We start from the raw sequence: 13,313 nt of genomic DNA on the forward strand, positions 1-13,313 counted from the left end.
TGCGGGTGCTCTTGCCGCGGCGGGGCGGCCCGGCGTACACCGGAGCGCACAAGCAGAGTTCAGGCGTTCAACGGAGAACGACGAACGGGGAAGTGATGCGCAAGCCGAGCGACACCATCCGAGGGCACCGGACGGGCGCCGCCCTCGCCGCGCTGCTGGCGGGGGCCCTGACGCTCACCGCCTGCTCCGGCGGTGACGGGAAGAAGGACGCCGACGAGGGCGGCGGCGGGGCCACCGGCTCCACGGTGACCCTGCCGAAGCTGAACGGCACGGAACTCGAGGTCGCCGCCGTCTGGACCGGCACCGAGCAGGCCAACTTCAAGAAGGTCCTCGCGGAGTTCGAGAAGCGCACGGGCGCGAAGGTGACGTTCGTGCCCGCGCAGGACCCGATCATCAACTTCCTCGGCTCGAAGATCGCGGGCGGGCAGCCGCCGGACGTGGCGCTGCTGCCGCAGCCGGGCGCCATCAAGCAGGCGGTCGAGAAGAAGTGGGCCAAGCCGCTCGGCCCGGACGCGGTGAAGGAGCTGCAGAAGAACTACTCGGCGGGCTGGCAGGACATCGGCAAGGTCGACGGCAAGCCGTACGGCGTCTACTACAAGGCCGCCAACAAGTCGCTGATCTGGTACAACGCGCCCGTCCTGGAGAACGCGGGGGCCAAGGAGCCCAAGACCTGGGCCGAGCTGCTGACCGCCGCGCAGGCGGTGTACGACTCCGGGGTCACCCCCTTCTCGGTGGGCGGCGCGGACGGCTGGACGCTGACCGACTGGTTCGAGAACGTCTATCTCTCCCAGGCGGGCCCGGAGAAGTACGACCAGCTCGCCAAGCACGAGATCAAGTGGACCGACCCCTCGGTGAAGCAGGCGCTCACCACGCTGGCCCAGGTCTGGGGCAAGAAGGACTATGTGGCGGGCGGCCCGGACGGCGCGCTCCAGACCGAGTTCCCGGCCTCGGTCACGCAGACCTTCACCGGCGGCGACCAGCCGAAGGCGGCGATGGTCTACGAGGGCGACTTCGCGCAGGTCAACATCGGTGAGACCAAGGCGAAGGTGGGCGCGGACGCCAAGGTGTTCCCGTTCCCGTCGGTCGGCTCGACCGCGCCGGTGGTCTCCGGTGGTGACGCGGCGGTGATCCTGAAGGACTCCAAGGGCGCCCAGGCGCTGGCGACCTTCCTGGCGTCCCCGGACGCGGCGACGGTGCAGGCGAAGCTCGGCGGCTACCTCTCGCCGAACAAGAACGTGCCGCTCTCGGCGTACCCGAACGACACCCAGCGCACCATCGCCAAGGCGCTGATCGCGTCCGGCGACGACTTCCGCTTCGACATGTCCGACCAAGCGCCGCAGGCGTTCGGCGGCACGCCCGGCAAGGGCGAGTGGAAGGACCTCCAGGACTTCCTGAAGAACCCGAAGGACGTCGCGGGCACCCAGGCGAGGCTGGAGAAGGACGCGGCGGCCGCGTACGGGAACGGGGGCTGATCCGGTCATGGCATCGGCAGCGGCGGCCGGGTCCCCTCCGGGCCCGGCCGCGCCGAGGAGCCGCAGGAGCGTGACCGGGACCCGCAAGGCGGTGGCGGCGCTGTTCCTGCTGCCCGCCCTGGTGCTGCTCGGCGCGCTCGTGCTCTACCCGATCGGGTACTCGGTCGTCCGCAGTCTCTACGACTCCTCGGGCGACCACTTCGCCGGATTCGACAACTACCAGGCGCTGTTCACCGACGACGGCATCCGCACCGCGCTGAAGAACAACATCATCTGGGTGGTGTTCGCGCCCACGGTCTCCACCGCGCTGGGTCTGGTCTTCGCGGTGCTGACCGAACGGGTGCGCTGGGGAACGGCGTTCAAGCTGGTCGTCTTCATGCCGATGGCGATCTCGATGCTGGCCGCCGGGATCATCTTCCGGCTGGTGTACGACCAGGACCCGGACAAGGGGGTCGCCAACGCGGTGTGGGTCGGCGTGCACGACTCCTTCGCCCAGGCGTCGGCGTTCCCGAAGGCGCACCCCGGCCGCCAGTCGCCGCTGGTCGGGCAGGGCGGTGGGTTCGTCACCAAGGACCCGGTGAAGGCGGGCACCCCGGTCGCGCTGCCGATGGTCGGCGTGGCCCCGGACCAGTTCCCGGACGACGCCAAGCGGGCCGTCACCGCCCGGCCGGAGCCGGGGAAGGTCACCGGCACCGTCTGGCAGGACTTCACCCGCGGCAAGGGCGTCGGGAAGCTCGGCGCCCCGGACCCGGCCGAGCGGGGTTACGCCGGGATGCGGATCGAGGCCGTGAAGGACGGCAAGGTGGTGGCCTCGGCGAAGGCGGCCGGTGACGGCACCTTCACCCTGCCCGCCGCGGCGGACGGGGCCCAACTGCGGCTTCCGGCAGCCAACTTCAAGGAGGCGTACAACGGCGTCGACTGGCTCGGCCCGACCCTGGTCACCCCGGCGATCATCGGCTCCTACGTCTGGATGTGGGCGGGCTTCGCCATGGTGCTGATCGCGGCGGGGCTCGCCGGGGTGCCGAGGGAGCTGCTGGAGCAGGCGCGGGTGGACGGCGCGAGTGAGTGGCAGGTGTTCCGCAAGGTGACCGTGCCGCTGCTGGCGCCGGTGCTCGCGGTCGTCGCCGTCACGCTGATGATCAACGTGCTGAAGGTGTTCGACCTCGTCTACATCATCGCGCCGGGCTCGTCCCAGGACGACGCGAACGTGCTGGCGCTGGAGCTGTACCGCAAGGGCTTCTCCGAGGGGCGGCCCGGTGTGGCCAGCGCCATCGCGGTGTTCCTGCTGCTGCTGGTGATCCCGGTGATGCTGTTCAACATCCGCAGGCTGCGGCGGGAGGGCAGGCGATGAGCACGCACACCGAGAGCGCGGGACGGGTGCGCGAGCTGCCCGCCGAGGGCACGGTACGGGGCAGGCGCTCGCTGGGCGCCCGGCTGGTGGAGGGCCTCGGCGGCGGACTGGTCCGCTTCGTCCTCGTCGTCGTCGGCCTGTTCTGGCTGGTGCCGACGATCGGGCTGCTGATCTCCTCGCTGCGCTCGCCGGAGGACATGAACGCGAGCGGCTGGTGGACGGTGTTCACCGAGCCGTCCAAGCTCACCTTCGAGAGCTACGGCAAGCTGCTGGAGAACGGCGACATCACCCACTCGCTGATCAACACCGTGCTGATCACGGTCCCGGCCACGGTGGGCGTGGTGGTGATCGGCTCGCTGGCGGCCTACGCGTTCGCGTGGATGGAGTTCCCGGGCCGCGACTGGTGGTTCCTCGGCGTGGTCGCGCTGCTGGTGGTGCCGGTGCAGGTGGCGCTGATCCCGATCGCGGAACTCTTCGGCGAGATCGGGCTGTTCGGCTCGATCCTCGGCGTGGTGCTGTTCCACATCGGGTTCGGGCTGCCGTTCGCGGTGTTCCTGCTGCGGAACTTCTTCGCGGAGATCCCGCGCGAGCTGCTGGAGGCGGCCCGGCTGGACGGGGCGGGCGAACTCCGGCTGTTCGCGCGGGTGGTGATGCCGCTCGGCGCGCCCGCCATCGCGAGCCTCGGCATCTTCCAGTTCCTGTGGGTGTGGAACGACATGCTGGTGGCGCTGGTGTTCACCAAGTCCGGCTCCCAGCCGGTCACGGTGGCCCTCCAGACGCAGGTACGGCAGTTCGGCAACAACATCGACGTGCTCGCGCCCGGCGCGTTCCTGTCGATGGTGATCCCGCTGGCCGTGTTCTTCGCCTTCCAGCGGCAGTTCGTGTCCGGGGTGATGGCGGGAGCGGTCAAGTAGCCGTTACCGCACAGGTGTTGCCCGGGGGAATCGGGACGGTTCCCCCGGGCGTCCCCCGTATGCCGTAGGAGCCGTAACCAAGTCCACCGGACGGCCGTTGCCGGGCAGAAGGCCCGTGCCGACCGACCCATGGATGTGCCTTGCCCAGGTTCAGCGTCATCGTCCCCGCGTACGAGGTGCAGGCGTACCTCGCCGAGTGCCTGGACTCGGTGCTCTCGCAGTCGTACCCGGACCTCGAACTGATCGCGGTGGACGACCGCTCGCCGGACGGCTGCGGCGCGATCATCGACGAGTACGCGGCCCGCGACCCCCGCGTACGGGCCGTGCACCTGCCGGAGAACGCCGGGCTCGGCGGGGCCCGCAACGCCGGTGTCGCGGAGGCGAGCGGCGACTACCTGCTCTTCCTCGACGGCGACGACACCCTCACCCCGCACACCCTGCGCGCCGTCGCGGACCGCGTCGCGGCGACCGGACAGCCGGACGTCCTGGTCTTCGACTACGCCCGCACCCACTGGGACGGCACCACTCTGCGCAACCGGCTCGCGGACCGGCTCACCGAGGACGGCCCGGCCCCCTTCACCCTGGCCGACCGGCCGGGGCTGCTGCGGGTGCTGATGGTGGCGTGGAACAAGGCGTACCGCAGGGAGTTCGTCACCCGCGAGGGCTTCACCTTCCCGCCGGGCTACTACGAGGACACCCCCTGGACCTTCCCGGTGCTGATGGCGGCCGGGTCGATCGCCACCCTGGACCGGGTCTGCGTGCACTACCGCCAGCGCCGCCGGGGCAGCATCCTGCGCACCACCAGCCCCCGCCACTTCGACGTGTTCGACCAGTACGACCGGGTCTTCGCGTATCTCGCGAGCAGGCCCGAACTGGAGCTCTGGCGGCCGGAGTTGTACGCCCGCATGCTCGACCACCTCACCACGATCGCCACCCGCCGGGACCGCCTCCCGCGCGGCAGCCACCCCGCGTTCCTGCGCCGGGCCCGCGCCCACTGCCGCCGCCACCGCGCCCCCGGCACCCCGGTACCGCCCGGCCTGCGCCGCGCCCTGGTCCGGCACGGCCTGCACCGCACCTTCCGCACCCTGCGCCTCGCCGCCGCGCTCCGCCGCCAGGCACGCGCCTCGGCCGGACGCGGGACGCGGAAACTGCGGGCGGCCCTGCTGCGCCTGCACTACCAGGTGCAGCGGCTCCTCCCCCTGCGTGCCGACCGCGCCCTCTTCGCCGCCGACCCGGCCCCCGACCACGGCTGCGACCCGAGCGCCCTGGAGGCGGCCTTCCACGCGCACGCCCCGCACATCCGCACCGCCTGGCTCGGCCGACCCGGCACCGCCGCCCACTTCACCGCGCTGGCCCGCTCCACGTACCTGGTGCACAACGCCGGTTTCGGGCCCGGCCTGGTCAAGCGCCCCGGCCAGGTCTTCGTACAGACCCGGCACGGCACCCCGCTCGGCCACACCGGCCTCGACCTCCAGGAACGCCCGGCACTGGCCCCCGGCGCGGACTTCGCCGGGCAGCTGCGCGAGGTCGACCAGTGGGACTACGTGCTCTCCGGCAACCGGCACTCCACCCTCACCTGGGAGCGGGTCCACCCCGGCGCCTACACCACGCTGGAGTACGGCAGCCCGCGCAACGACCGCCTCCAGCGGGCCACCCCGGCCGACGTGGCCGGGCTGCGCGCGGCGCTGGGCGTGCCGGAGGGGGCGGTCGCCGTGCTGTACGTGCCCGCGCACCGCGACCACCTGCGCACCCAGACCCCGCCGCTGGACCCCGGACGGCTGCTCGGCCTGCTCGGACCCCGGTTCACCCTGCTGACCCGTGCCCCGCTCGGCGAACCGGTGGCGGGGGCCGGGGCCCGCCTCGTCGACGTCTCCGCCCATCCCGACCTGCCGTCCCTGTGCCTGGCCTCGGACGCGCTGCTCAGCGACTTCTCGCCGCTGCTGTTCGACTACGCGGGGCTGGACCGCCCGATGGTGGTGCACACCGGCGACTGGGACGTCTTCCGCACGGTCCGGGGCGCCTACGTCGACCTGCTCGCCTGCCCGCCCGGCCCGCTCGCCCGCACCGAGGAGGAGGTCGCCGACGTGTTCGCCTCCGGTCACTGGCGCGGGGTGCGCTCCGCCCGGCTGCGGGCCGCGTTCCGCGACCGCTTCTGCCCGTACGACGACGGCAATGCCGCAGAGCGTGTCGTCCGCCATGTGGTGCTGGGGCAGGCGGCGGGACCGCTCGCGGCGGTGCCGCCCGGCGCGCGCGGACCGGCGCGACCGGCCGCCGAGGCGCCGGTCCGGGCGCCGCTCGCGTCCGTGCCGCAACCTTCCGGCCCGCTCCCCGTCACCGGGGACCGCTGAACACCGTTGGACCTTCCGGGAGTCTCCATGCCCCACGGCACGACGCGGCCCACGCCGACCCGGCCGTCCACCTGGCGTCCCGCCGGGCGGCCGGGCCGCGCCCGCAAGACGACAGAAAGAACAGCATGCCCCGCTTCAGCATCATCGTCCCCTCCCACGGGGTCCCGGGCCGGCTGTCGCAGGCCCTGGACTCGGTCCTCGCCCAGTCCTTCGGCGACCTGGAACTGATCCCGGTCTGCGACTCCCCCGACGCCCCGGCCGCCGCGGTGGCCGCCGGACACGCCGAGCGCGACCGGCGGGTGCGCCCGGTGAACTCGCCGCCGTCGGCCGGACCGAGCGGGGCGCGCAACGCCGGGCTGCGGGCCGCGCGCGGCGGGTACGTGCTGTTCCTGGACGGCGACGACCTGCTGCTGCCCGGCGCGCTGGCCGCGCTGGACGAGCGGCTGACCGGGACCGCGGGCGTCGACGTGCTGTACGCCGAGTACGAGCGCGTCCCCTGGTGGGAGGGCGAGCCCGCCAACCCGGCCGCCCCGCTGCTGGCGAAGGCCCCCGGCGGCGCCTTCGCGCCCGGCGCGGCCCCCTGGCTCACCGGTGTGCAGCTCCCGGCCTGGAGCGCGTGCTACCGGCGCACCTTCCTCGCCGAGCACGAACTCGTCTTCCCCGAAGGCCACTTCACCGACCTCGGCTGGGGCGGCCTGGTCACCGTCGCCGCCGGGCGGATCGCGGTGCTGCGCCGGGCCGTCGTCCGGCACCGGGCCCGCCGCCAGGGCAGCAGGCTGAACGCGCCCGGACCGCACCAGCGCGACCTGCTGGACCAGGTGGACCGGGTACTGCGCCGGGCCGCCGAGTCCGGTCTCCCGGTGGAGCGGGCCAGAGCCCTGTTCGAGCAGCTCTTCACCCAGGTCCTGAAGACCGCGTCCCGCCCCGAGCGGCTCACCGAGGGCCACCGGGCGTTCTTCCGCCGCGCCGGACGGCTGTACCGCAGGCACCGCCCGGCCGGGCACCGGGTGCCCGGCGGGAGCCTCGGGGTGCAGCACCGGCTGCTGGCGGCGGGCGCGTACACCCCGTTCCGCGCGCTGCGCGGGGTCAACCGGGTGGCCGCCGGGGTGCTGCGCAGGCTGCCGAAGCCGCGCATGCTGCGTACCCGGCTGCGCTACGCCCGCGCGCTGCGCCGTCCGCTCGACCCCAACCTGGCGGTGTACTGCGCCTATTGGGGCCGGGGCTACACCTGCAACCCGGCCGCGATCCACGCCAAGGCCCGCGAACTCGCCCCGCACATCCGCTCGGTGTTCCTGGTGGAGGCCGACCAGGCGCACACCGTCCCCGAGGGCGTGGAGTACGCGGTGATCGGCTCGCGCCGGTACTGGGAGGTGCTGGCCCGCGCCACGTACCTGATCAACAACGCCAACTTCGCCGAGGGTGTCGTCAAGCGGCCCGGCAGCACGCATCTGCAGACCCAGCACGGCACCCCGCTGAAGAAGATGGGCGTGGACCAGTCGACGTACCCGGTGGTGGCCGCCCGGTCGGGCAGCTTCACCAAGCTGCTGAGCCGGGTGGACCGCTGGGACTTCAACCTCTCCTCCAACCGGCACTCCACCCAGATGTGGGAGCGCGCCTTCCCCGGCTCCTACGAGCAGTTGGAGTACGGCTACCCGCGCAACGACGTGTACGCGACGGCGACCGCCGACGACGTGGCCCGCGTGCGCCGCGAACTGGGCGTCCCCGAGGGAGCCACGGCGGTGCTGTACGCGCCCACCCACCGCGACCACGCCACCGGCTTCGAACCCGGCCTGGACCTGGCCGCGTTCTGCGCGGCGGCCGGGGACGACGTGGTGGTGCTGCTGCGCGCCCACTACTTCTACGACCGGGGCGCGGCCCGGAGTTCGGACCGGATCATCGACGTCACCGCGCACCGCTCGGCCGAGGACGTGTGCCTGGCGGCGGACGCGCTGATCACGGACTACTCCTCGATCATGTTCGACTACGCCAACCTGGACCGCCCGATCGTGGTGTTCGCGGACGACTGGGAGGTCTACCGCGAGACGCGGGGCGTGTACTTCGACCTGATGGCCGAGGCGCCGGGCCCGGTGGCCCGTACGCCCGAGGAGCTGGCGCGGGTGTTCCGCGAGGGCGCGTACCGGGGTGAGGAGTCCGCCGCGCGCCGGGCCGTGTTCCGGGAGCGGTTCTGCGAGTTCGACGACGGGCGCGCCGCCGAGCGGGTCGTGCGCCGGGTGCTGCTCGGTGAGCCGCCGGAGGCGCTGCCGCCGGTGGTGCCGCTCGCCGAGCGTGTGCCCGCCCCCGCCGCCGCGTCCCTCGTGAGGAGCTGATCCGCCGTGCCCCGCTTCAGTGTCATCGTCCCCTGCTTCAAGGTGCAGGGCTTCCTGCGCGAGTGCCTGGACTCGGTGCTCGGGCAGTCCTTCGGCGATCTGGAGGTGATCGCCGTGGACGACCGCTCACCGGACGGCTGCGGCGCGATCCTCGACGAGTACGCCGCCCGCGACCCCCGGGTGAAGGTGCTGCACCTGCCGGAGAACGTCGGGCTCGGCCGGGCCCGCAACGCCGGGATGCCGCACGCCACCGGCGACTACCTGTTCTTCCTCGACAGCGACGACACCCTGACCCCGGGCGCGCTGGCCGCCGTCGCCGACCGGCTGGCGGAGGCGGACGACCCGGACGTGCTGGTCTTCGACTACGCCCGCACCTACTGGTGGGGCGGCACCCGCCGCAACGTCCTGGCCCACGTGCTGGCGGCCGAGGACGGCACCTTCACGGCGGCCGAGCGGCCCGAGATCCTCGACCTGCTGATGGTGGTGTGGAACAAGGTCTACCGCCGCGACTTCGTGACGGGACACGGCTTCGCGTTCCCGCCGGGCTACTACGAGGACACCCCGTGGACGTTCCCGGTGATGCTGAGCGCCGGGCGGATCGCCACCCTGGACCGGATCTGTCTGCACTACCGCCAGCGCAGGCAGGGCAACATCCTCTCCACCACCAGCCGCAAGCACTTCGACGTGCACGACCAGTACGAGCGGGTCTTCGCGTTCGTCGAGGGCAACCCGGAGCTGTGGCGGTGGCGGCCCTACCTGCACCGCAAGATGGGCGAGCACTGCCTGGACATCCTGGCCAAGCCGGACCGGCTGCCGCCGGGTGACAAGGCCGAGTTCTTCCGGCGCACGGCGGAGATGTTCCGTACCCACCGGCCGGAGGGCGTCCGCGCCGAGGGCGAGACCCGTGTGCTGGAGGGCGGCTACGGGGCGTACCTGCTGCGGCGCCGGGCCGCGCAGGCGGGCCGGGTGGCCGGACGGCGCGCGGCGCGGCTGCGGACGGCGGCCGGGACGCGGGCCCGGCGCGGCTGGTCGGCGGTGCAGTCGCGCCGCCCGCTCGACCCGGACCTGGTGGTGTACTCGGCGTCCTCGCACCGGGGCATGCTCGGCGACCCGGCGGCGGTGTACCGGGCGGCCGAGCTGATCGCGCCCCGGCTGCGCGGTGTGTGGGTGGTGCGGGACGAGGAGACCGCGGCGACCCTGCCCCCGGACACCGAGTACGTGCTGCTGGGCTCGCGGCGCTATCTGGAGGTCACCGCACGGGCCTCGTACTTCGTCAACGACGTCAACTGGCCCGGCGCTTTGGTCAAGCGCCCCGGTGTCACGCACATCCAGACCCACCAGGGCACCCCGCTGAAGCACGTGGGTGCCGATCTGCTGGACAAGCCCGGCGCCCGGCTCGGTTTCGACGTGCCCCGGATGCTGCGCCGGGCGGACCGCTGGGACTACGGCCTGGTCGCGGGCCGGTACGCGGAGCTGGTGTGGGAGCGGGCCTTCCCCTGCCACTTCACCTCGGTCCGCACCGGCAGCCCGCGCAACGACGTCCTGGTGGGCGCGGGCGCCTCGCGGGGCCGGGAGTTCCGCCGCGCGCACGGCATCCCCGAGGACCACACGGTGGTGCTGTACGCCCCGACCCGGCGTGACCACGTCCGGGGCGGCCATGTGGACCGGATCGACCTGGCGGCGTTCGCGGCGGACCTGGGCGAGGGGCACACGCTGGTGGTGCGGCTGCACCCGTCGCTGGCGAACGGCCCGGCGCGCGGGGCGGGGCTGGCGGAGCTGGCCCGGCGCGGAGTGGTGGTCGACGCGACGGACGAGCCGGACGCGGCGGAGGTGCTGCTCGCCTCGGACGCGCTGGTCACGGACTACTCGTCGATCATGTTCGACTACGCCGTGCTGGACCGTCCGATCGTGGTCCACGCCGACGACTGGGACACCTTCCGGGCGAGCCGGGGCGCCTATCTGGACATCACCGCCCGCCCGCCGGGTCATGTCACCTATTCACAGGGCGAGTTGACGCGGCTGTTCGAGTCGGGGGCGTGGCGGGACCGGGAGTCGGCGGCGTTGCGGGCCGACTTCCGGGCGCGGTTCTGCGAGTTCGAGGACGGCCGGGCCGCCGAGCGGGTGGTGCGCACCCTGCTGCTCGGCGAGGCGATGCCCGCCACCGCTGCGGCGCGCATCCCCGGCCCGGCCGTGGGAGCCGATCAGCTCACCCGGTCCTCGTGAGGGGCCGGGTCACTCGACGACGAGGGTGACCTCGACGTTGCCGCGGGTGGCGTTGGAGTACGGGCAGACCTGGTGAGCGGTCTCGACCAGCTTGCGGCCGGTCTCCTCGTCCACCGTGTCGGGCAGCTCGACGCGCAGCGTCACCTTGAGGCCGAAGCCCTCGCCCTCCTTGCCGATGCCGACCTCGGCGGTGACGGCGGCGTCGGAGACGTCCACCTTGGCCTGGCGGCCGACCAGGCCGAGGGCGCTGCCGAAGCAGGCGGCGTAACCGGCGGCGAAGAGCTGCTCGGGGTTGGTGCCCTGGCCGTCGCCGCCCATCTCGGTCGGCATGGCGAGCGGGAGGTCGATGCGGCCGTCGGAGGAGACGGCGCGGCCCTCTCGGCCGTGGGTGGCGGTGGCGACGGCGGTGTAGAGCGCGTCCATGGGGGGACCGGTCCTCTCGGAGAAGTCGGTGGCGGCGGACCGGGAGGACCGCCGCCCTCGATCACGAGTAGAGCACACAATTAAATTGTGCACAACCAAATCGCGGCCGTCCGGCTATCCTGGGTGTCATGAGCGCCTCGCCCACCCCGCCGGCCGGCCCCGTCACCGACGTCAGCGACCTCGCCGCCGACCCGGACTGGCTCCGCCTGGACCGGCAGATCTGCTTCTCCCTGAACGCCGCCTCCCGCGCCTTCAACGGCGTCTACCGGGTGCTGCTCAAGGACCTCGGGCTCACCTATCCGCAGTACCTGGTGATGCTGGTGCTCTGGGAGCGCGGCGGCCTGCCGGTGAAGCGGCTCGGCGAGCGTCTGCGCCTGGACTCCGGCACGCTGTCCCCGCTGCTCAAGCGGCTGGAGGGCGCCGGTCTGGTGCGCCGGGAGCGCGACGCGAGCGACGAGCGTTCGGTCCGGGTGTCGCTCACCGGCGAGGGCGTCGCGCTGCGCGAACGGGCGCTGGAGGTGCCCCGGCGCATCGCGGCCGCGACCGGCGCGGACCCGGCCGAGATCGGTGAGCTGCGCGAGCGCCTCGACCGGCTCACCGGGGCGCTGGACGCGGCGGTCCGGGAACTGGAGCAAGGCCCGGCAGAGCACTGAGCGCGACCCGGCGGACGTAGAGCCGTACCCCCGCGTACCCCTCGGCCGACTCCTCGGCGGGCAGGAACTCCTGGGCCAGTACGGCCATCTTGGCCCGCTCGGCGGGGCCGCTCGGGCTCCAGCGACCGGCCAGCAGATCCCGGTCGGCCACCACCCACACCCGGTCGAGACCGGACAGCCGCCGCCGCAGTTCGGCCGCGTCGGCCTCCCGCCCGTACAGCGTCCCGGACTCGGGGCCCGGCTCGTCGAGGGCCACGTCGCGGACGCCCGCGAAGGCGGCCGGATAGGTGAGGGCGGCGTTGCGGGCCTGGGTCGGCAGGAACAGCACCGGCTCGCCGGGCCGCACCTCGCGCGCCACCACGCGTGCCGCGGCGGCCAGGTCGTCCGGGCGGTGGGCCGGGTCGCGGTCCTCGCTCATCAGCGGCAGCTGGAGGCAGAGCGCCAGGGCGGCCAGCGCGGCCCCCGTGAGGGCGAGCACCGGCGGCCGGGGCACCCGCAGCCGCAGCCGGGCACCGGCCCGCGCCACCGTGTCGGCCCCGGCGGCGACCAGCAGGGGGGCGCCGGAGAGGGCGTAGAGGACGTAGCGGTCGACGTAGAGCGGGGAGAGCTGGGAGGCCAGCATCAGGGCGGCGGGCGGCACCAGGGCGAGCGGCAGGCCCACCCGCGCGCAGGTCAGCCGCCCCGGCGGCGCCGCCAGTCCGGCCAGCCCCAGGACGGCGAGCACCAGGCAGGTCCAGAACACGCCGTCGCCCGGCCCCAGGAACCAGCGCAGCAGGCTCTGCGCGGTCGCCCAGGTCGGCGGCCGCACCCAGGCCAGCTGGGCGGACTGGGCGTGCGAGACAAGGATCATCGGCAGCAGGGTGAGTCCCACGACCCCGGCCGCGCTTCCCCAGCCCCGCCAGATCCGCGCGCCGATCCGGGTGAGCGCGAGGGACACCGCGTGGGCGAGGAGCAGCAGCACGGCGAACTCGTGCAGCCAGCAGGTGACCGCGAGGACGGCGCCGTAGGCCCGCCAGGCGCCGGTGCGCACGCCCCGGACGAACAGCAGGGTCGCGCCCGTGGCGCCCGCGGCGACGAGCGCGTACGAGCGGCCTTCCTGGGCGTAGTGGCCGGCCAGCGGCGAGACGGCGTACAGCAGTCCGGCCCACAGGCCGACGCGCGGTCCGGCGAGGCGGACGCCCAGCTCGCCGACGAGGGCCGCGGTGACGGCCGCCGCGCACACCGAGGGCAGCCGGAGCATTACCTCGTTCGGGTGAAGGGCGAGGAGGGCGTGCATCAGCAGGTAGTACAGGCCGTGCACCGCGTCGACGCCGTGCAGGAGCTGCCAGATCTGCGGCACCGAGCGGCGGGCGACCTGGAAGGTGACGGCCTCGTCGCGCCACATCCCACCGCGGTCCACCCCCCACAGCCCGAGCCCGAGCATCACCAGCGCGGGCAGGCACACGGGGGCGCCCCACCGGACGCGCCAGGGCACCCGGCGGGTCCGCTCCGCGCTCGCGCCGCCCGGCACGACCACCGTTGTTCCAGCCGCCACGGGCGACTGCGCTTCCATCAGAGGCCCGACGTCCACCACGGCCCGATCTTTTGCGATGAGTCAGTCTT

Annotated in this window: 9 protein-coding genes; 7 read left to right on the top strand and 2 right to left on the bottom strand. The window is 73.6% G+C overall.

Annotated features, from left to right (window positions below):
• The first annotated feature begins 95 nt into the window (after positions 1-95).
• From ACIPPM_RS12460 to ACIPPM_RS12485, 6 genes are all read left to right on the top strand, one after another.
• Complete coding sequence (locus tag ACIPPM_RS12460) at positions 96-1,472, top strand: ABC transporter substrate-binding protein (protein WP_401446256.1); 1,377 nt, start codon at positions 96-98, stop codon at positions 1,470-1,472.
• 7 nt (positions 1,473-1,479) lie between these two features.
• Entirely contained in the window at positions 1,480-2,823 is a 1,344-nt protein-coding gene (locus ACIPPM_RS12465; protein WP_401446259.1) for a carbohydrate ABC transporter permease, read from the top strand.
• Positions 2,820-3,737, top strand: a complete 918-nt coding sequence (locus ACIPPM_RS12470; RefSeq protein ID WP_401446262.1) for a carbohydrate ABC transporter permease — start codon at positions 2,820-2,822, stop codon at positions 3,735-3,737. Before ACIPPM_RS12465 ends, ACIPPM_RS12470 begins: the two co-directional genes overlap by 4 nt.
• 140 nt (positions 3,738-3,877) lie before the next feature.
• Positions 3,878-6,085, top strand: coding sequence for a CDP-glycerol glycerophosphotransferase family protein (locus tag ACIPPM_RS12475; protein ID WP_401446265.1), 2,208 nt, complete (start codon positions 3,878-3,880; stop codon positions 6,083-6,085).
• A gap of 125 nt (positions 6,086-6,210) precedes the next feature.
• Positions 6,211-8,412, top strand: coding sequence for a CDP-glycerol glycerophosphotransferase family protein (locus tag ACIPPM_RS12480; protein ID WP_401446268.1), 2,202 nt, complete (start codon positions 6,211-6,213; stop codon positions 8,410-8,412).
• Positions 8,413-8,418: 6 nt separating this feature from the next.
• On the top strand, positions 8,419-10,635 hold the full coding sequence (locus ACIPPM_RS12485; protein WP_401446271.1) for a CDP-glycerol glycerophosphotransferase family protein: 2,217 nt from the start codon (positions 8,419-8,421) through the stop codon (positions 10,633-10,635).
• Between the two features lie 9 nt (positions 10,636-10,644).
• Here ACIPPM_RS12485 and ACIPPM_RS12490 read toward each other — a convergent pair whose 3' ends face one another.
• Complete coding sequence (locus ACIPPM_RS12490) at positions 10,645-11,058, bottom strand: organic hydroperoxide resistance protein (protein ID WP_401446274.1); 414 nt, start codon at positions 11,056-11,058, stop codon at positions 10,645-10,647.
• 128 nt (positions 11,059-11,186) lie between these two features.
• Between ACIPPM_RS12490 and ACIPPM_RS12495 the strand changes: the two genes are divergently transcribed.
• Entirely contained in the window at positions 11,187-11,711 is a 525-nt protein-coding gene (locus ACIPPM_RS12495; RefSeq protein ID WP_401446277.1) for a MarR family winged helix-turn-helix transcriptional regulator, read from the top strand.
• Here ACIPPM_RS12495 and ACIPPM_RS12500 read toward each other — a convergent pair.
• Entirely contained in the window at positions 11,653-13,245 is a 1,593-nt protein-coding gene (locus tag ACIPPM_RS12500) for a hypothetical protein (protein ID WP_401446280.1), read from the bottom strand. The genes ACIPPM_RS12495 and ACIPPM_RS12500 overlap by 59 nt on opposite strands.
• Positions 13,246-13,313: the final 68 nt, after the last annotated feature.

The organism is Streptomyces sp. NPDC090119 (assembly GCF_044747085.1).
GTDB lineage: Bacteria > Actinomycetota > Actinomycetes > Streptomycetales > Streptomycetaceae > Streptomyces.

Coding starts and splice junctions, on each gene's coding strand:
- ACIPPM_RS12460 (WP_401446256.1), top strand. CDS start 96: ATGCGCAAGCCGAGCGACACCATCCGAGGGCACCGGACGGGCGCCGCC.
- ACIPPM_RS12465 (WP_401446259.1), top strand. CDS start 1,480: ATGGCATCGGCAGCGGCGGCCGGGTCCCCTCCGGGCCCGGCCGCGCCG.
- ACIPPM_RS12470 (WP_401446262.1), top strand. CDS start 2,820: ATGAGCACGCACACCGAGAGCGCGGGACGGGTGCGCGAGCTGCCCGCC.
- ACIPPM_RS12480 (WP_401446268.1), top strand. CDS start 6,211: ATGCCCCGCTTCAGCATCATCGTCCCCTCCCACGGGGTCCCGGGCCGG.
- ACIPPM_RS12490 (WP_401446274.1), bottom strand. CDS start 11,058: ATGGACGCGCTCTACACCGCCGTCGCCACCGCCACCCACGGCCGAGAG.
- ACIPPM_RS12495 (WP_401446277.1), top strand. CDS start 11,187: ATGAGCGCCTCGCCCACCCCGCCGGCCGGCCCCGTCACCGACGTCAGC.